The 18,291-nt window shown below is 53.7% G+C and carries 14 protein-coding genes and 1 riboswitch; of the genes, 5 read left to right on the top strand and 9 right to left on the bottom strand.

What is annotated here, in order from left to right; translation table 11 throughout:
- Nucleotides 1-50: 50 nt before the first annotated feature.
- Complete coding sequence (gene rapA, locus EC840_RS19520; protein ID WP_132966671.1) at nucleotides 51-2,948, bottom strand: RNA polymerase-associated protein RapA; 2,898 nt, start codon at nucleotides 2,946-2,948, stop codon at nucleotides 51-53.
- A 209-nt stretch (nucleotides 2,949-3,157) separates the two neighbouring features.
- Nucleotides 3,158-5,563, bottom strand: a complete 2,406-nt coding sequence (locus EC840_RS19525; RefSeq protein WP_132966753.1) for a DNA polymerase II — start codon at nucleotides 5,561-5,563, stop codon at nucleotides 3,158-3,160.
- A gap of 243 nt (nucleotides 5,564-5,806) precedes the next feature.
- Here EC840_RS19525 and EC840_RS19530 point away from each other — a divergent pair, with 243 nt between their 5' ends.
- Nucleotides 5,807-6,574: a DedA family protein gene (locus EC840_RS19530; protein WP_112286972.1), complete on the top strand. Its 768-nt coding sequence runs from the start codon at nucleotides 5,807-5,809 to the stop codon at nucleotides 6,572-6,574.
- A 15-nt stretch (nucleotides 6,575-6,589) separates the two neighbouring features.
- Here EC840_RS19530 and thiQ read toward each other — a convergent pair whose 3' ends face one another.
- The 4 genes from thiQ to sgrR form a co-directional block, all read right to left on the bottom strand.
- Nucleotides 6,590-7,303 carry a thiamine ABC transporter ATP-binding protein ThiQ gene (thiQ, locus tag EC840_RS19535; protein ID WP_112286971.1) on the bottom strand — a complete coding sequence of 238 codons (714 nt, stop codon included), beginning with the start codon at nucleotides 7,301-7,303 and terminating at the stop codon, nucleotides 6,590-6,592.
- Nucleotides 7,287-8,897, bottom strand: a complete 1,611-nt coding sequence (gene thiP / locus EC840_RS19540) for a thiamine/thiamine pyrophosphate ABC transporter permease ThiP (protein WP_129639712.1) — start codon at nucleotides 8,895-8,897, stop codon at nucleotides 7,287-7,289. Before thiP ends, thiQ begins: the two co-directional genes overlap by 17 nt.
- A complete protein-coding gene (gene thiB, locus EC840_RS19545; RefSeq protein ID WP_132966673.1) occupies nucleotides 8,873-9,856 on the bottom strand; it encodes a thiamine ABC transporter substrate binding subunit in 984 nt (327 codons plus the stop codon). Before thiB ends, thiP begins: the two co-directional genes overlap by 25 nt.
- 44 nt (nucleotides 9,857-9,900) lie before the next feature.
- Nucleotides 9,901-10,016: riboswitch (TPP riboswitch) on the bottom strand.
- Nucleotides 10,017-10,056: 40 nt separating this feature from the next.
- On the bottom strand, nucleotides 10,057-11,718 hold the full coding sequence (gene sgrR, locus EC840_RS19550) for an HTH-type transcriptional regulator SgrR (protein ID WP_113876333.1): 1,662 nt from the start codon (nucleotides 11,716-11,718) through the stop codon (nucleotides 10,057-10,059).
- Nucleotides 11,719-11,820: 102 nt separating this feature from the next.
- On the opposite strand from sgrR, the gene sgrT reads away from it, so the two are divergent.
- From sgrT to EC840_RS19570, 4 genes are all read left to right on the top strand, one after another.
- Nucleotides 11,821-12,006, top strand: a complete 186-nt coding sequence (sgrT, locus tag EC840_RS19555; RefSeq protein WP_112286968.1) for a glucose uptake inhibitor SgrT — start codon at nucleotides 11,821-11,823, stop codon at nucleotides 12,004-12,006.
- Nucleotides 12,007-12,262: 256 nt separating this feature from the next.
- Entirely contained in the window at nucleotides 12,263-13,426 is a 1,164-nt protein-coding gene (locus EC840_RS19560) for an MFS transporter (protein ID WP_132966675.1), read from the top strand.
- A gap of 222 nt (nucleotides 13,427-13,648) precedes the next feature.
- Nucleotides 13,649-14,341, top strand: coding sequence for a hypothetical protein (locus tag EC840_RS19565; protein WP_132966677.1), 693 nt, complete (start codon nucleotides 13,649-13,651; stop codon nucleotides 14,339-14,341).
- Nucleotides 14,342-14,400: 59 nt separating this feature from the next.
- The gene (locus EC840_RS19570; RefSeq protein WP_181955504.1) at nucleotides 14,401-15,087 is read left to right on the top strand and encodes a hypothetical protein; all 687 of its coding nucleotides are present in this window, start codon (nucleotides 14,401-14,403) and stop codon (nucleotides 15,085-15,087) included.
- 97 nt (nucleotides 15,088-15,184) lie between these two features.
- Here the strand turns inward: EC840_RS19570 and leuD are convergent, their stop codons facing one another.
- Genes leuD through leuB form a run of 3 tightly spaced genes read right to left on the bottom strand, consistent with a single transcriptional unit; the run spans nucleotide 15,185 to nucleotide 18,291 of the window.
- Nucleotides 15,185-15,787: a 3-isopropylmalate dehydratase small subunit gene (gene leuD, locus EC840_RS19575; RefSeq protein ID WP_113876337.1), complete on the bottom strand. Its 603-nt coding sequence runs from the start codon at nucleotides 15,785-15,787 to the stop codon at nucleotides 15,185-15,187.
- A gap of 10 nt (nucleotides 15,788-15,797) precedes the next feature.
- On the bottom strand, nucleotides 15,798-17,198 hold the full coding sequence (leuC, locus tag EC840_RS19580) for a 3-isopropylmalate dehydratase large subunit (protein WP_112286963.1): 1,401 nt from the start codon (nucleotides 17,196-17,198) through the stop codon (nucleotides 15,798-15,800).
- A gap of 1 nt (nucleotide 17,199) precedes the next feature.
- Complete coding sequence (gene leuB, locus EC840_RS19585) at nucleotides 17,200-18,291, bottom strand: 3-isopropylmalate dehydrogenase (protein ID WP_113876339.1); 1,092 nt, start codon at nucleotides 18,289-18,291, stop codon at nucleotides 17,200-17,202.

The raw sequence follows: 18,291 nt of genomic DNA on the forward strand, positions 1-18,291 counted from the left end.
ATTCGGGTTTAAATAAAGAAGGGATGCAGACCGGCTGCATCCCGTCGGACTTACTGGTGGCTGACCACCACCAGGCGGATCGCATCCAGACGCCAGCTGGCATCGTTCAGATTCGACAGCACCTGCTTACGGTTAGAGTCTACCGATTCCAGTTCGTCATCACGAATGTTCGGGTTCACTTCCTTCAGTGCTTTCAGGCGATCCAGCTCTTGGGTCAGTTGCTCGTCGGCTTCTACTTTGGCCGCTTCAATCAGCGCGCGTGCCTGCTCAGCGATTTCCGCTTCTGCCTGTTGCAGCATCGCGTGAACGTCCTGCTGCACCGCATTCACCAGCTTGCTGGAGTTATGACGGTTGATGGCGTTCAGCTGGCGGTTAAAGCTCTCAAATTCGACCTGCGCCGCCAGATTGGTGCCTTTACGATCCATCAGCATACGCACCGGCGTCGGAGGCAGGAAACGGGTCAGTTGCAGATGTTTCGGCGCCTGACATTCCACCACGTAAACCAGCTCAGCCAGCAGGGTACCCACCGGCAGCGCTTTGTTTTTCAGGATCGATACCGCACAGCTGCCGGTATCGCCGGACAGGATCAGATCCAGCCCGTTACGCACGATCGGATGTTCCCAGCTGATGAACTGCGCATCTTCACGGGACAGCGCCTGTTCACGATCGAAGGTGACGGTACAACCGTCTTCCGGCAGCCCCGGGAAGTCCGGCACCAGCATGTGATCGGAAGGCGTCAGTACGATCAGATTGTCGCTGCGATCTTCCTGATTGATGCCGACGATATCGAACAGATTCAGCGCAAAGTTGACCAGGTTAACGTCGTTATCCTGCTCGCCGATTTCCTTCGCCAGTTGCTGCGCACGTTCGCCGCCGTTGGAATGCATCTCCAGCAGACGGTCGCGGCCATTTTCCAGCTTCTCTTTCAGCGCATCATGTTCGGCGCGACATGTGAGAATAAACTCGTCCAGACCAGCCTGCTCGGCAGGCGTGGCCAGGAAGGCAATCAGTTGCTCATATGCGCTGTCATAAATGGTACGGCCGGTCGGGCAGGTATGTTCGAACGCATCCAGACCTTCATGGAACCAGCGAACCAGCACCGACTGCGCGGTCTGTTCGAGATAAGGCACCATGATGTCGATATTATTTTGCTGGCCGATACGATCCAGACGCCCGATACGCTGCTCCAGCAGATCCGGGTTAAACGGCAGATCGAACATCACCATTTTGCTGGCGAACTGGAAGTTACGGCCTTCGGAGCCGATTTCGGAACACAGCAACACCTGCGCGCCTTCTTCCTGAGAAGCAAAGTAAGCGGCAGCGCGGTCACGTTCAATGATCGACAATCCTTCGTGGAACACCGCGGCACGGATTGCTTCACGTTCACGCAGAACCTGTTCCAGTTGCAATGCGGTGGCGGCTTTGGCGCAGATCACCAGCACCTTCTCGTCACGGTTAGCGGTCAGATAACCGAGCAGCCATTCGACGCGCGGATCAAAGTTCCACCAGGTGGCGTTCTCGCCTTCGAACTCCTGATAAATCTGCTCCGGGTACAGCATGTCGTGCGCACGGGCTTCGGCGGTTTTCTTCGCGCCCATAATGCCTGAGACTTTAATCGCGGTCTGATACTGCGTCGGCAGCGGCAGTTTCACCGCGTGCAGATGACGCTCAGGGAAACCTTTCACGCCGTTACGGGTGTTACGGAACAGCACGCGGCTGGTGCCGTGACGATCCATCAGCATGGAAACCAGCTGTTTCGCTGCCGCTTCATCGCCTTTATTGGCGGCGGTCAGCAGGGCATCGGTATCGGCGTTGCCGACACTTTCACCCAGCAATGTCAGCGCTTCCGGCGTCAGAGGTTCTTTGTTGAGTAACAGCGTGACGGCATCGGCCACCGGCTGATACTGCTGTTGTTCTTCAATGAATTCTTCGTAATCGTGGAAACGATCCGGATCCAGCAGGCGCAGACGCGCAAAGTGACTTTCCTGACCCAGTTGTTCCGGCGTCGCCGTCAGCAGCAGAACGCTCGGGATTTGCTGGGAAAGTTGCTCGATAACCTGATATTCGCGGCTTGGCGCGTCTTCGCTCCACACCAGATGGTGCGCTTCGTCGACCACCAGCATGTCCCACGCCGCATCAGAAAGCTGCTCAAGGCGGGATTTATTGCGGCGCACGAAATCAAGCGAACAGATCACCAGCTGTTCAGTTTCAAACGGATTAGTCGCCTCATGCACGGATTCGGCGTAGCGGTCGTCATCAAACAGAGAGAAACGCAGGTTGAAGCGGCGCAGCATTTCTACCAGCCACTGGTGTTGCAGGGTTTCCGGCACCACGATCAATACGCGCTCAGCACGGCCAGACAGCAGTTGCTGATGAATAATCATACCTGCTTCAATGGTTTTACCCAGACCCACTTCATCGGCCAGTAAAACGCGCGGCGCGTGACGCTGACCGACTTCGTAAGCAATGTGCAGCTGATGCGGGATCAGGCTGGCGCGCATACCGCGCAGGCCGCCGAATTCCAGACGGAACTGTTCGCGCTGATATTTACGGGCGCGGAAACGCAGGGCGAAGCGATCCATACGGTCAATCTGACCGGCAAACAGACGGTCCTGCGGCTTACTGAACGTCAGCTTGCTGTCGAGCAGCACTTCACGCATCGCGACGCCGGTTTCTTCGGTGTCCAGACGGGTGCCGATGTAAGTCAGCAGGCCTTTATCTTCCAGGACTTCTTCGACCTGTAACTGCCAGCCTTCATGACTGCTGATGGTGTCACCGGGATTGAACATCACGCGGGTGATCGGGGAATCATTTCGGGCATACAAACGGTTTTCACCGGTGGCGGGGAAAAGCAGAGTAACCATGCGCACGTCCAGCGCTACTACGGTCCCTAATCCTAATTCGCTTTCCGTATCGCTTATCCAGCGTTGACCCAATGTAAACGGCATAATCTCTCTCTGTGTTGTTTGCTCGGTATACGACGACTGCGCAATGCGTGTTCAGCCCGTGAACTTTCTCGGGCAATAGTTTTCTTTCCCCGCCATAAGGCGCGGAGTAGTTCGCTGTGTGAGGATGTTTCAGAAATGGGAAAGGGCGCTATGGTAATGGAAGGTAAGCCTTTCGTCACCTGCGAATCAAAGAGCAATCCCTTTTTTGCTCAGAATAATCCCATCTGACCTGTAATCAGTGTAGCAAAGTCGTCATGGAGGAAAGGTAAAATACCGTCGGCAACCGGCTCCAGCTGACGTTCGATGTAATGATCGTAATCGATGGGGGACTGGCGGTTCTCCAGAGGTTCAGGCCCGGACGTGGTCATCACGTAACTTATCCAGCCGCCGTTCTGATACTGTTTTGCGCGCCCGTGCTGAACGTTATAATCATCCGCCAGCCTTGCGGCGCGAACATGCGGCGGGACGTTTTTTTCGTAATCACTCAGCTTGCGGCGAAGACGTTTGCGGTACACCAGCTTGTCATCAAATTCGCCGTCGAGCGTGCGCGCCACATAATCGCGGACGTAATCCTGATAAGGCTGCCGGTGGAAAATACGCTGATACAGTTCCTGCTGAAACTCCTGCGCCAGTTTCGTCCAGTCGGTGCGCACGGTTTCCAGCCCTTTATAAACGATGTGCTCGCCGTCGGCGTCATTCACCAGGCCGGCATAGCGTTTTTTGCTGCCGGTTTCCGAACCGCGGATGGTCGGCATCAGGAAGCGCTGATAGTGCGTTTCGAATTCCAGTTCCAGCGCGCTTTCCAGCCCGTATTCCTGTTGCAGGTGCGCTTTCCACCAGACATTGACCTGTTCCACCAGATGACGACCTATGACGTTAGCGTCTTCCTGCGAATGGGCTTTATTGAGCCAGACAAAGGTGGAATCGGTGTCCCCGTAAATCACCTGATAGCCTTCGGCCTCAATCAGTTCACGGGTCTGGCGCATAATGTCGTGCCCGCGCAGCGTAATAGAAGATGCGAGGCGTGGATCAAAGAACCGGCAGCCGCTGGAGCCGAGCACGCCGTAAAAGGCGTTCATGATAATTTTCAGTGCCTGTGAGAGTGGTTTGTTTTTCTGCTTTTTAGCTTCCTCGCGGCCCATCCAGATCTGGCGGACGATCTCCGGCAAACAATGTTTTTCCCGCGAGAAGCGGGCGTTGCGGTAACCCGGCACCGAGTGTTCGTCGTCAGGCTGTTGCAGTCCGGCAACCAGCCCGACCGGGTCGATCAGAAAGGTGCGGATAATCGACGGATACAGGCTTTTATAATCGAGCACTAATACGGAATCGTACAAACCGGGGCGCGAATCCATTACAAAGCCACCAGGGCTCATTTCGCCCTCTAATTCGCCCAGATTTGGCGCGACATAACCGGCGCGGTGCATGCGCGGTAAATAAAGATGGGTGAACGCCGCTACTGAACCGCCGCTGCGATCTACCGCCAGACCAGTCACCGAAGCACGTTCCAGCAAAAACGGCATCAGCTCTGTTTTGGCGAAAATACGCGTCACCAGTTCGCAGTCTTTCAGGTTATAGCGTGCCAGCGCCGGTTTATCTTCGCGAAAACGCTGTTCGATTTCGGCCAGCCGCTGATAGGGATTGTCACTGGCTTTGCCTTCGCCCAATAAACTTTGCGAGACGAATTCCAGACTGAACGAGTTGAAGTTCCAGAATGCGGATTTCAGTGCTTCAATGCCGTCGATAATCAGGCGGCCAGCGGCAGCAGCAAAAAAGTGCCCCTGTTTGAAGCCATGTTCACGCCATTCAAGATCACCGCCACCGCGCCCGAATTTCAGCGGGATTTTGTAGCGGTCTGCATGTTTCTGTAAAACCCGCAGGTCGAACTGCACAACGCTCCAGCCGATTATCGCGTCGGGATCGTAAGTCTCCAGCCACTCATTGAGTTTTTCCAGCAACTGCGGGCGGCTGTCGACGTAAACCATGTTGAAATCGAACTGAGCATCCGGATCGCCGTTGGGCGGACCGAGCATATAAACGTGGCGCTGCCCGCAGCCTTCCAGCCCGATGCAATACAACTCGCCGTTGCCGCTGGTTTCGATATCCAGCGAACACAGTTTCAGCGGCGGGCGGTAGTCTTCCGCCGGTTTCATTTTGGTGTCCAGCAACAGCTTGTCCGGCCCGGGTTTGCCGCTGAACCAGACCGGAGCGGTGATATAGCGTTCCATCAGGAAGCGTTCCGGCGGGCGGATATCCGCTTCGAAAACATTGACGCCATTTTCTTTCAGCAGTTTTTCAATCCGCATTAACTGCCGGTGTTGCGGGCAGTAAAGCCCAAGAACGGCGCGGGAATGGAAATCCTGCAACGGCAACGGACGCAGACTGATATTTTTTTCATCAATGAGAATACGCTCTGCCGCCGCACGCTGTTCAGCGGGAATAAACGCCACCGATTCCTGCAAGGGCAGGCGTACTTTTTGCGGGCCGTCGTCTGTCGCCAGCCATAAATCCACCTCCGTACCCCGCGGCGTGTCGCGCCAGTGGCGGGTCAGCACAAATCCCTGACGCGGCGCCGTGTCAGGGGAACGGGCAGATGAAGGGACGGAATTTGCGTTAATAAGCGCCTCGGAACAGATGAAATAAAAGATGAACTGCAAAGACAGAGTATGGTTATTTATACAGTCTTTGTCTATGGCTCAGGTTTCTGCCAAATACGTATACAATTACGCGGTTGACTGTGATAGTTCATGCGCTGACAATTCAGCCGCTTGATGTATTTACTACAATGAGAATGCAGAAAACTCACACTTGTCTCATTTATCTGCGCAATTGGCGCAGACGTAACTGAATTCTGGGAATTTATGGAAGCCTATCTACAACATCTGGTCGCTCAGTCGGTGGGCTTCGCATTAATTATTGTCGCTGTGGTGGCTTTCTTCGAGTCGCTGGCGCTGGTCGGGCTGATTTTGCCCGGCACCGTGATGATGGCGACGCTCGGCACGCTGATCGGCAGCGGTCAGGTCGGGTTGTACGAAGCCTGGCTGGCGGCGGGTCTGGGCTGTTTCTTTGGCGACTGGGCCTCGTATTTCATTGGCCGCGGCTTCAAGGAACCGTTACACCGCTGGCGCTTCCTTAAGCGTTACCAGTCATTACTGGATAAAACCGGATATGCGCTGGATCGGCACAGTTTTGCCACCGTCATTATCGGTCGTTTCATCGGGCCAACGCGCCCGCTGGTGCCGATGGTGGCCGGTATGCTGAACCTGCCGCCTTATAAATTTGCACCGCCGAATATCATCGGCTGCATCACCTGGCCGCCGGTGTATTTCCTGCCGGGGATTCTGGCGGGCGTTGCGATTGATATTCCGGCCAGCCACAACAGTTCAGTGTTCAAATGGATGCTGTTTGCCGCCGTGGTGCTGATCTGGCTGAGTGCCTGGTTGCTTTGGCGCTGGTTCCGGTCGGGCAAAGCTTCACCTGATGCGATGACCAAATGGTTGCCCCTGCCGCGTCTGCGCGTCGTTTGTGTGCTGAGTCTGATCGCAACCGCAGTGAGTCTGGTGATGCTAAGCAAACAGCCGATGATGCCGGTTTACGGTCATCTGCTGTGGAAAGTGATCACCCGCTGATGTCAGGCGGATGTCCTAAACGTCCGCTCCTGAAACATCTATCCCCAATACTCTGGCTTCCGGCGCACTGCCGTCGGCCAGTGCCTGCGTCGGTCCGTCGTAGAAAATCCGGCCATCGACAACCAGCAGTGTACGGGGGGCAATCCGCGCCGCATCGTCCAGATTATGCGACACCATCAGCAATGTGAGATGACGTTGCCCGCACACTTTATCCAGCAAACTCAGCATCTCACTGCGCAGCGCCGGATCGAGTGCCGAAAACGGTTCGTCGAGCAATAAAATTGGCTGGCTGCGTAACAGGCAGCGCGCCAGTGCGACACGCTGACGCTGCCCGCCGGAAAGCTGCGACGGTAAGCGATCCAGGCACTCTTCCAGCCCGACCTGTCGGGCGATGTCTTCCAGTTCGCGCTTCTGCTGCGCGGTGAGTTTCAGCCCCGGATGTAACCCCAGCCCCATGTTCTGACGCACCGTCAGATGCGAGAACAGATTGTTTTCCTGAAACAGCATCGACACTGGACGTTTTGCCGGTGGTGTCGCGCTGTGATCTGCACCGTTAAGCAGGATCTGCCCGCTGACCGGTGCCAGGAAACCAGCGACCAGGCTGAGCAGGGTACTTTTTCCCGCGCCGCTCGGCCCGAGAATGGCCACGCGCTCACCGGCCTCGATCTGTAAATCGAAGCGCATCGGCAGGTGTTCGTACAGGTACGTCAGTTTATTCAGCGTCAGCATGGCGGCCCGGTAATTTCTCAATCAGGGTGAATAACAGAAAACATAACAGCAGCAATAACAGCGCCGTCACCGCGCCGTCCTGGCTGCGATAGGCGCCGATCTGCTGATACAGATAAAACGGCAGGGTGCGGAAGTTCTCATTGCCGAATAAGGCGATCACGCCGAAATCCCCCAGCGACAGCACGCAGGCAAACGCCAGCGCCTGCGCAATCGGGCGCCTCAGCGCGCTCAGTTCCACCCAGCGCAGGCGCTGCCAGCCGTGCATATCCAGTGAAAGGCACAGCGGCGTGTAACGTTCGGCCACGTCGCGCATCGGGTTATCCAGCACTTTTAGCGCATAAGGCACCGCCATCAGCGCATTGGTCATGATCACCAGCGGCCACGGCGATTGCGGCAAACCTGTCGTATCGCCAAGCAGCAGGAAAAAGCCGGTTGCCAGCACAATGCCCGGCATCGCAAGGATCAGCATCCCGCTGAGATCCATCGCCTGCGCCCAGCCATTTCTCTGCCGTAATCGCAGTTCGCGACTGCTCCACAACAGCATCATAGTCAGCAGAACACACACTATTCCGCTGCCCAGCGCGATACGCACGGATGTCCATAATGCCAGCCACAGTGCAGGTTGTTGTAAAACACCGACTGCTGCACGGTTGATACCGTCGGTAATCACGGCGAGTAGCGGCGGCAGGATCAGCATTAACGCCAGGCCGATCAGCACGGCATCTGCGATGCGCCGCAGCCTGGAATCGTCCGGGTTACGCCAGCGCTGAGAATGCGTTTGTCCGACCGGCAACGCCTGACTGAGTTTCTGGCTGAGCAAGACCAGCGCCAGACAACAAAACAGCTGGATTAGCGCCAGCGTGGCCGCGCGACTTAAATCGTAGTCGTAACTTAACGCCTGAAAAATCGCCAGTTCAATGGTGGTCGCCTGCGGACCGCCGCCCAGCGACAGCACCGTGGCGAAGCTGGCGAAGCACAACATAAAAATCAATGCAGCGGCGGGGAAAATCTGCCGGCGAATGGCAGGCCATTCAACAAAGCGAAATTGCTGCCAGGCGTTCATCCCAAGCTGCGCAGCCAGCTGACGCTGTTCGACGGCGATATTCTCCAGCGCCTGCAATAAGAGTCGGGCTGCCAGTGGCAGATTGAAAAACACATGAGCCAGTAAAATGCCCTGTAAACCATAAGGCGAGAAACGGTAATCCACGCCCAGCCAGCCGCAAATCTGCGCCAGCCAGCCCTGTCGTCCGTAAACGCTGAGAATGCCGAAGACTGCCACCAAAACCGGTAATACCAGCGTCATCGCGCATAAACGTAGTAACAGCTGACGTCCGGGGAAGCGGCGGCGGAACAGCGCACGCGCCAGCAGAATGGCGGGCAGCACAGAACAGAGCGCCGAAAGCAGCGCCTGCCAGAAGGTAAAGCGGATCACATGCCAGAGATAAGGATCCTGCCACAGCGAGGCGCCGCTCATCTGTGGCGCATGACGCCACAGAGAGCCTAACGCCAGCATAGCCACCAGCAACATCAGCAGCGAGGCGATGGCGCCCGGCCACAACCAGCGCGGGATCAACGGCTGACGGCGTTCTGCCATGCCTGGATCCATTGTGAACGGTGAGTGGCGACATCCTGTGCGCTGTATTGCAGGGATTTAGCCGGGATCGTCAGCTGTTTAAAAGCGTCAGGCAGCGGGGTGTTGATCACCGGATACATCCAGTTGCCGGCCGGGATCACTTTCTGGAAATCTTCCGTAGTAACGAATTTCATGAACTCTTCAGCCAGTTTCGGTTGCTGGCTGTTCGCCAACTGACCCGCCACTTCGACCTGCATATAATGGCCTTCGGTGAAATCTGCTGCCGCGTAGTTATCTTTCTTCTCTTCCACGATGTGGTAAGCCGGAGACGTGGTGTAGCTCAGCACCAGATCGCTTTCACCTTTGAGGAATAAACCGTAAGCCTCGCTCCAGCCTTTGGTGACGGTAACGGTTTTCTTCGCCAGTTTTTCCCACGCTTGCGGTGCTTTGTCGCCATAGACTTTTTGCATCCACAACATCAGGCCCAGACCCGGTGTACTGGTGCGCGGATCTTCGTAAATGACTTTCCATTTCTGGTCGCTGTTGATCAGCTCATCGAGGCTTTTTGGCGGGTTCTTCAGTTTGTTTTTGTCATAGACGAACGCGAAATAGCCGTAATCGTAAGGCACGAACGTGGTGTTGTCCCAGCCGCCTGGTACGGTCAGTCTGGCAGCGGTTTTCGGCGCTTTGGCAAATAATCCGGTTTGTTCAGCTGCCTGCAACAGGTTGTTATCCAGCCCGAGAACCACGTCGGCTTTGCTGTCTTTGCCTTCCATCCGCAGACGGTTAAGCAAAGAGACACCGTCTTCCAGCGCAACGTATTTCAGCTCGCAGCCGCATTGGGCTTCAAAGGCTTTTTTGATCGCCGGGCCCGGACCCCAGTCGGCAGAGAAAGAATCATAGGTATAAACCGTCAGGACAGGTTTTGCCGCGAAGACAGGTGCAGAAAGTAACAGCAGGCAGGACAATAATTTTTTCAACTTTGCGCTCCAAAAAAAATGAAAGGGCAAAGGATTTTGAGTAAGCATCACGCAGTCTCAAATCCCTCCGCCGGGGTTAACCGGATCAGGTTCGACGGGTATCAGGTCTCAGCCATATTTAAACTTGCTTTCACAAGTGCTGGCACCCCGTTGAGAACGGATGTCATTCTAGAGACTAACGGCGCGATGCGATAGTCCGATTAACTGTCCGGCGGCGCAAACCACGCGGATTTGAAGTCGAACCAGCCGAGGGTGTTCATACGCACGCCGCGCATACTGCGCTGCCCCTGCAACACCAGCCAGTGATGAAACAGAGGATGGATCTGATGGCTGACCGTTTGTTTCTGACTCCATTTGGCGATCGATAAATTCCCCGCATGCCACTGCGCGGCGTCATCTTCCATTTCTTCACTGAAGCAGTGTTTCGCCAGCGGTAATTCATAGAAATGCGCAAACAGTGAAAATTCCAGTGGCAGGGTAAAGTTGGCGCTGCCGAGCCACAGATCACTTTTGGCGTCACCGCGGTGCCAGACCGCGTAATCCACGACCTGAATAATCAGCTCAATGCCTTCGGACGCCAGCAGCGGCTGCAGCGCATTGCAGATCGCCTGATGCTCGGAATGCTCGCCGTAAAATGTCAGTGTCACCTGGGTCAGGTTTTGCGGTCTGGGCGGACGCGGTTGTGGCGCTTTATGGTGCCAGCGTGGCAGCAGGCCGTAAGCCGGCGACCAGTAGCGCTGATAAATCGGTTCGGCATTATTCAGTAAGGCGATGGGATTAAGTAAATCGCACAACCACTGACGGGTTTCCGCGGATTGTCCGACCGGCGAACGCTGGTCAAATAACAGGAAATAGCAGCCTTCTTCCAGGCGACTTTCCAGTTCGCTTTTGCCAGATTCATCGGCCTGTAGCTGTACACCGGAATGCACCAGTTCTTCACTCAGTTCCGGCAACACCCAGATATTTACTTCGTCAATCAGCGCCCGGAAGCCAAAATAATCATCAAAGGCGCGGATGCGCAGTTGGGTTTTCAGATTACGCACCACGGCGTAAGGGCCGGTACCGACCGGATGGCGGGCAAAATCGGGCAGCGACTGCCACTCCTGCGGCAGGATCATCGCGTGGATATTGCCGAACAGCCACGGCAGCCAGCGATCGGGTTCATTCAGGTGGATATCAATAACATTTGGCGTGGGCGTTGTGACTGATTTCAGATTACTGAACAGCGGATGCGTTTTCAGCCGGGTGAAGGTAGCAATGATATCCACCATCTCCAGTTCACGGCCGTGATGAAAATGAATGGCAGGGCGCAGATAAAAACGCCATTGCAACGGCGAAATTTCCTGCCAGTGATGGGCTAAATCGCCTTCGACTTCCCCTTTTTCCTCATTTATGCGTGTGAGGCCGCTGAAAATTTGCCGGGCAATATGGGTTTCAGAGCGGCGTAACATGGTACCGGGCAGCAGATTAATCAGCGGACGGTAATACAACACACGCAGGATATGCTTACCCTGACGGAAACTGCGGCCGAGCTGGGAAAGCAGCATCTGGCGCACCAGGGTTTTGTCGCCGACCAGTTGTACCAGCTGATCAATACGATCCTGCTCCAGCAGCTCTTCGGCGCGCTGTTGCTGGAGTGCGAGGCCGGTATACAGAAATTTCAGCGTGGAACGTTTGCCGCGTCCGGCTTCTGCATCCCACGTCAGCCAGCCCTGTTCCTGCATGGTGCTGAGCAACGAGCGCATGTGTCTGCGTGAGCAACTCAGAACTTCCGACAGTGCCTGTAGCGTCGTTTCAGTGTCTTCACCGTGACAGCTTTGCCACAGGCGGATGAACTGTTGTTGCAAACGGGACGAGGACATAAAGGAGGAACTCCACGGGCAATTTTCATCAATTTATCTTTCCTCATATTACGCTGATACTGTTTCTCAACGAAAGCCTGTTGTGAATCACCGGAGGTCAGCATGAAACGCAGTCTGAACGCCCGTTTCTATCAGCGTTATTTTGAAGCCATCAAAAAGAACGCCTCTAAAAATCATGCAGACTGGCTGTCCTGGGTTCCGGTGCAATACCGTCTGGATATTCTGTCCCGTCTTACGCAGTGGGATATGGAAACGCTGGACGACGAGCAATACCGCCGGCGACTGTGACTTCAGGTCTGACTAAATTCGATTTTCTGAGTAATGGTGTATTGTCACCAGCCAGTGAGGAAACTCACTGGTTTTTTTATTCGTATACCCTTCACATTTCGAGCCACAGACGCGTTGGCCGCTCTTACTCACCCGAATCACTGACCTGTGTCAGCTCATCGGGATCCGTGCGCTTGCCGCCTTTCTGCAACTCGAACTGTTTTGGGTATACACTGTATATTGTGCTGTAAGACATTCATTTCTCAGGGACGACGTCATGCCAAAACCTCGTTTTAATCGTATTTATGTCACCTTTCTGGTGGTCTCCTTGCTGTGCGGCGTGGCGGGTGCATTACAGGCACCGACGCTGAGTCTGTTTCTGACTAACGAAGTGAAGGTCCGGCCACTGTGGGTGGGATTCTTTTATACCGTTAACGCCATCGCCGGGATCGCGATCAGCTTTTTGCTGGCTAACCGTTCCGATAACAAAGGCGACCGGCGGAAATTGCTGATGTTCTGCTGCCTGATGGCGCTGGGTAACAGCCTGGTATTTGCCTTTAGCCGCGATTATCTGGTGCTGATCACCGTTGGCGTATTGCTGGCGGCGATAGGCAATGCGTCAATGCCGCAGCTCTTTGCGCTGGCGCGTGAACATGCGGATCGCTCCGCCAGTGAAGTGGTGATGTTCAGTTCGATGATGCGTGCGATGCTCTCGCTGGCGTGGGTGCTGGGCCCGCCGCTCTCTTTTATGCTGGCGCTGAATTACGGCTTTACGCCGATGTACCTGAGTGCCGCCGCAGTGTTTGTCGGCAGCATATTAATGATCCTTTTCTTCCTGCCGTCAGTGCCGCGCCTTGAACAACCGGTGGATGAAAAAGCGGTGCCGGTTAGCGCCTGGCGCAACAAAGATGTGCGGCTGTTGTTCTTTTCCTCCCTGCTGATGTGGACCTGCAATATCATGTATGTCATTGATATGCCGCTGTACATCACCAGTGATTTGGGTCTGCCGGAAGGGCTGGCGGGCTTGCTGATGGGAACCGCTGCCGGACTGGAGATTCCGGCGATGTTGCTGGCGGGTTATCTGGTCAAACGTACCGGCAAGCGCAAGCTGATGCTGTATGCCGTGGTAAGCGGTGTGATTTTCTATGCCGGACTGGTGGCGTTTCAGTTCAAAGCCGCGCTGATGATCCTGCAATTGTTCAACGCGATTTTCATCGGCATCGTCGCCGGGATCGGAATGTTATATTTTCAGGATCTGATGCCGGGAAGGGCGGGTTCAGCGACCACACTGTTCACCAACAGCATTTCCACTGGTGTGATTTGCGCGGGGTTGTTGCAGGGCTTTATCGTGGAAAACTTCGGCCATTATCCGGTGTACTGGGCCGCAACCGTGCTGGCAGTGGTGGCGCTCGGGCTGATGTATAAAGTCAAAGACGTGTGAATGACGTGGGGTTAAAGAGCAATTAATTCGCTCTTTAACCTATTCAGCTGAATAATACATTTAGTTTTTTAAATTTCTGCAATGACTTAATTTTTATTAGTTATCTGGACTCTCCCTCAAGAATAAACATTCTTCTCCCCCTCTAATCCTCCTTACCGTCTGGATAATTAAAGGAGGGGGCTATATTATCGGCTTTCTAAAATACTGATAAAGGGGAAAGATATGATTCCGGTTGTACTTATAAGGAAAACATATAATTCATTTCTTGATGAGAAGAAATCTGAGGGCGTTTGTATTGGTTTATGTCTGACCTGGCTTGGCGATATATTAAAAGAACGGCCAGCACAGAAAATGGGCAACTGGTTTCCAGGCTGGCTTTCCGGTTGGTTTTCCCCGCCACTGACAGCGGATAAGAAAGCCTTAATCCCCTCTGATACTGTGAAGCTAAGGCTATTACTGGAGCGGGCATACCGACGGCATGAGAGCTATCTGAAAAGCTGCAGGGAGAGTCAGCAGGATCCGAAACGTCAGACAGGACGCCATGAGGCCTTTGTTAATTATAAAAATTTCCGTCAGGCAGAAAAGGAAAAAATAACAGGGGTTCCCGGATTACAATATCGACTGATAGCACGTAATGATTTTATGTTGTTTAACGGGTTAAATCTTTCTGGTCATGCTCATCCTCTCACCGGGACGATCATTGCTTTCCGGTATTCTGAGATACCGGGCGAGGTCGGCTACCATTCCGTTGCAGCCTTTCGCTATAATGCCACGGAATGTTTTTTTCTCGATCCTAATTTAGGATTATTTAAAACATCCTCTTCTTATCCTATGAAGGATGTCACTCAATATATTAATAAGGTATACAAAGAGGCTGTGCCATTATTAGAATTTATAGTTTCCAGGAATAATTAAAAACAGCCTCTCATGGATATTGTATTTCGTTAGATGATAATGTTGGAGATGTTTTTAGTATGATTACGATTACTTCTATTGAAAAAAACTATGGTTCATTCACTGATGAACATAAATCGGAGGGTTATTGTTTTGGCTTTTGTCTTACCTGGTTAGGCGATATATTGAAAGACCGGTCTTCACAATATTCAGGGCGTTGGTTTTCAGGATGGTTTACACCCGTGAAATCTCCTGAAGAAAAAGCTTTATTGCCCACAGATTATGCAAGCCAGCGCCTGCTTTTTGACCGGGCACGCAGAAAGCAAGAAAATTCAGAAAGACGAGCTGACGAGGATAGTGCTCAAGGCTTCAGCCAGTTAGAGCATGAGGAAGTTACTGTAAATTATAAGAATAGACGTCAGCGTGAAAAAGAAATGATAACTGCCGTTCCCGGCTTAAAATATTCTTTGCATGAACGAAGTTCCTTTATGACAATGACCACGCTGAATACTCGCGAGAATAAGAATCCCTTATCCGGGATGATTATCAAGTTCCAGTTTACAGATGAGGGTGAAGAGGCATGCCATGCTGTCGCCGCCTTTCGTTACAATGAGTTTGAGTCTTTTTTCCTCGATCCAAACTATGGTCTGTTTAAAACGGTGTCAGCCTACCCGATGCTGGAAATAGCCGAATTTTTATCGAGTAAATACCACTATCCTCTTGCGCTAAGCGAAATAAGGGTGACAAAGAAGTTTACGACAGAGTGACTCTGTGAGGGAAGTTTGGCAGAGGTTCTGGTATGAGGTTAAGGCTGATTAAGAAAGCGGGACTGAGCCCGCCTTCTTAATCGCTAACTGACAATAATCACTGCATAAAGGCAGGCTGATTTTTCTCGTAGCTGGAAATGTTTGTTTCGTGCTGCAACGTCAGGCCGATGCTGTCCAGACCGTTGATCATGCAGTGACGGCGGAAGCTGTCGATGACGAACGGATAGGTTTTATCGCCCGCTTTCACGGTTTGCGCTTCCAGATCTACTTCGAACTGAATGCCTTCGTTGTTTTTTACCAGTTCAAACAACTCGTCGATTTCTGCTTCGCTCAGGGTGATCGGCAGCAACTGGTTATTGAAAGAGTTACCGTAGAAGATATCGGCAAAGCTTGGCGCGATCACCGCATGGAAGCCGTAATCGGTCAGCGCCCAGGGCGCATGTTCGCGGGAAGAACCGCAACCAAAGTTTTCGCGTGCCAGTAAAATGCTTGCGCCTTTGTAACGCGGCTTGTTCAGCACGAAATCAGGATTGGGCACCTGACCGGCATCGTCCAGAAAACGCCAGTCGTTAAACAGGTGCTGACCGAAACCGGTGCGGGTCACTTTCTGCAAAAACTGTTTCGGAATAATGGCATCGGTATCGACGTTAGCTGCATCCAGCGGAACCACCAGACCGATGTGTTGGGTAAATTTAGCCATGGTGTTTTCCTCAGTTCAGTTCACGAATATCAGCGAAACGGCCGGTAACCGCCGCCGCCGCCGCCATTGCCGGGCTGACCAGATGCGTACGGCCCCCACGACCCTGACGGCCTTCGAAGTTACGGTTACTGGTGGACGCGCAACGCTCGCCGGGTTCCAGACGGTCATTGTTCATCGCCAGACACATTGAGCAGCCTGGCAGACGCCATTCGAAACCCGCTTCAATAAAGATCTTATCCAGACCTTCTTCTTCCGCCTGCGCTTTTACCGGACCGGAGCCTGGTACCACAATCGCCTGTACGCCGCTCGCCACTTTACGGCCTTTGGCAATGGCTGCTGCCGCACGTAAATCTTCGATACGGGAGTTGGTGCAGGAACCGATAAACACTTTATCGATCGCCACATCGGTCAGTTTAATGCCCGGTTGCAGATCCATATACGCCAGCGCTTTTTCAGCAGAAGCACGTTCTACCGGATCAGCAAATGAGGCCGGATTCGGGATGGTCTGGTTTACCGCCATCACCTGACCCGGGTTAGTGCCCCAGGTGACTTGTGGCGCGATTTCAGACGCGTCCAGGGTGACAATGCTGTCAAACTTCGCACCGTCTTCCGTTTTCAGGGTCTTCCAGTACTCAACTGCCGCGTCCCAGTTCTGGTCTTTTGGCGCGAACTGACGGCCTTTCAGATAGGCAAACGTGGTTTCGTCCGGCGCAACCAGACCGGCTTTCGCACCCATTTCGATCGCCATGTTGCACAGGGTCATACGACCTTCCATGCTCAGCGCCTCAATGGCTTTACCGCAGAATTCTACAACGTGACCCGTACCGCCAGCGCTGCCGGTTTTACCGATGATCGCCAGAACGATATCTTTCGCCGTGATACCGACAGGTGCATCGCCAGTCACTTCGATTTTCATGGTTTTGGCGCGACCCTGTTTCAGGGTTTGCGTCGCCAGAACGTGTTCCACTTCTGATGTACCGATACCGAAGGCCAGCGAACCAAACGCACCGTGCGTAGCAGTATGGGAATCGCCACACACAATGGTCATGCCCGGCAAGGTCATGCCCTGCTCAGGACCGATAACGTGAACGATGCCCTGATACGGATGGTTCAGGTCATACAACTGCACGCCGAATTCCGCACAGTTTTTAATTAATTCCTGCATCTGGATGCGCGCCATTTCGCCGCTTGCATTGATGTCTTTGGTTTGCGTGGACACGTTGTGATCCATGGTCGCAAAGGTTTTACCCGGCTGGCGCACCTGACGACCCATCGCGCGCAGGCCGTCAAAAGCTTGCGGAGATGTCACTTCGTGAACCAGGTGGCGGTCGATGTATAACAATGGCGTTTCGTTTTGTGCTTCATAAACGACGTGCGCATCAAACAATTTCTGATACAGAGTTTTGGCCATGTTATGCCCCTTCTTTCACAAAGCGGGCAATGATATCGCCCATTTCACTGGTGCCCAGTGCCTGCTGACCGTTAGCTAAATCACCCGTACGGTGTCCGGCTTCCAGTGCTTTATTAACAGCCTGTTCGATGGCATTGGCCGCGTCATCCGCACCCAGGCTGTAACGCAGTAACAGCGCGGCAGACAGGATTTGTGCAATCGGGTTAGCAATGTTTTTACCGGCGATATCCGGCGCTGAGCCACCCGCAGGCTCGAACAAACCAAATGCCTGCTCGTTCATGCTGGCAGAAGGCAACATGCCCATCGAGCCGGTGATCATCGCGCACTCGTCAGACAGGATGTCGCCGAACAGGTTGGAACACAGCAGCACGTCAAACTGTGACGGGTCTTTAATCAGCTGCATGGTCGCATTATCGATGTACATGTGGCTCAGGCTGACATCCGGATAATCTTTGGCGATTTCGTTAACCACTTCGCGCCACATAATGGAAGTCTGCAACACGTTCGCTTTATCGATGGAGGTCACTTTGCTGCGGCGTTTGCGCGCAGATTCAAAGGCAATACGGGCGATACGCTCAATCTCAAAGCGGTAATACACTTCGGTATCAAACGCTTTCTCATGCATACCCTGACCTTCGCGGCCTTTAGGCTGACCGAAGTAAATGCCACCCGTCAGTTCGCGCACACACAAGATATCGAAACCTTTTGCGGCGATGTCGGCACGCAGCGGGCAGAATTCTTCCAGACCCTGATACAGACGGGCAGGGCGCAGGTTGCTGAACAGTTTGAAATGTTTGCGCAGGGGCAATAATGCGCCACGCTCAGGCTGATCGTTTGGCGGCAAGTGTTCCCATTTCGGGCCACCAACGGAACCGAACAAAATTGCATCAGCTTGTTCGCAACCGGTAACGGTCGCTTCTGGCAACGGGCTGCCGTGTTTGTCGATGGCTGCGCCACCCACATCGTATTCGCTGGTGGTGATCTTCAGACCAAAACGCTGACGTACTGCTTCCAGAACTTTATATGCCTGGGCCATAACTTCCGGGCCAATTCCGTCTCCGGGTAAGACGGCAATATGATGGGTCTTGCTCAT

Source organism: Rahnella sp. JUb53 (assembly GCF_004346065.1).
GTDB lineage: Bacteria > Pseudomonadota > Gammaproteobacteria > Enterobacterales > Enterobacteriaceae > Rahnella > Rahnella variigena.

Excerpts from the sequence above, each read along its gene's own strand:
- EC840_RS19565 (WP_132966677.1), top strand. The coding sequence starts at position 13,649 with ATGATTCCGGTTGTACTTATAAGGAAAACATATAATTCATTTCTTGAT.
- leuC (WP_112286963.1), bottom strand. The coding sequence starts at position 17,198 with ATGGCCAAAACTCTGTATCAGAAATTGTTTGATGCGCACGTCGTTTAT.
- EC840_RS19570 (WP_181955504.1), top strand. The coding sequence starts at position 14,401 with ATGATTACGATTACTTCTATTGAAAAAAACTATGGTTCATTCACTGAT.
- sgrT (WP_112286968.1), top strand. The coding sequence starts at position 11,821 with ATGAAACGCAGTCTGAACGCCCGTTTCTATCAGCGTTATTTTGAAGCC.
- EC840_RS19530 (WP_112286972.1), top strand. The coding sequence starts at position 5,807 with ATGGAAGCCTATCTACAACATCTGGTCGCTCAGTCGGTGGGCTTCGCA.
- rapA (WP_132966671.1), bottom strand. The coding sequence starts at position 2,948 with ATGCCGTTTACATTGGGTCAACGCTGGATAAGCGATACGGAAAGCGAA.
- EC840_RS19560 (WP_132966675.1), top strand. The coding sequence starts at position 12,263 with ATGCCAAAACCTCGTTTTAATCGTATTTATGTCACCTTTCTGGTGGTC.
- leuB (WP_113876339.1), bottom strand. The coding sequence starts at position 18,291 with ATGAGCAAGACCCATCATATTGCCGTCTTACCCGGAGACGGAATTGGC.
- sgrR (WP_113876333.1), bottom strand. The coding sequence starts at position 11,718 with ATGTCCTCGTCCCGTTTGCAACAACAGTTCATCCGCCTGTGGCAAAGC.
- thiQ (WP_112286971.1), bottom strand. The coding sequence starts at position 7,303 with ATGCTGACGCTGAATAAACTGACGTACCTGTACGAACACCTGCCGATG.
- leuD (WP_113876337.1), bottom strand. The coding sequence starts at position 15,787 with ATGGCTAAATTTACCCAACACATCGGTCTGGTGGTTCCGCTGGATGCA.
- thiP (WP_129639712.1), bottom strand. The coding sequence starts at position 8,897 with ATGGCAGAACGCCGTCAGCCGTTGATCCCGCGCTGGTTGTGGCCGGGC.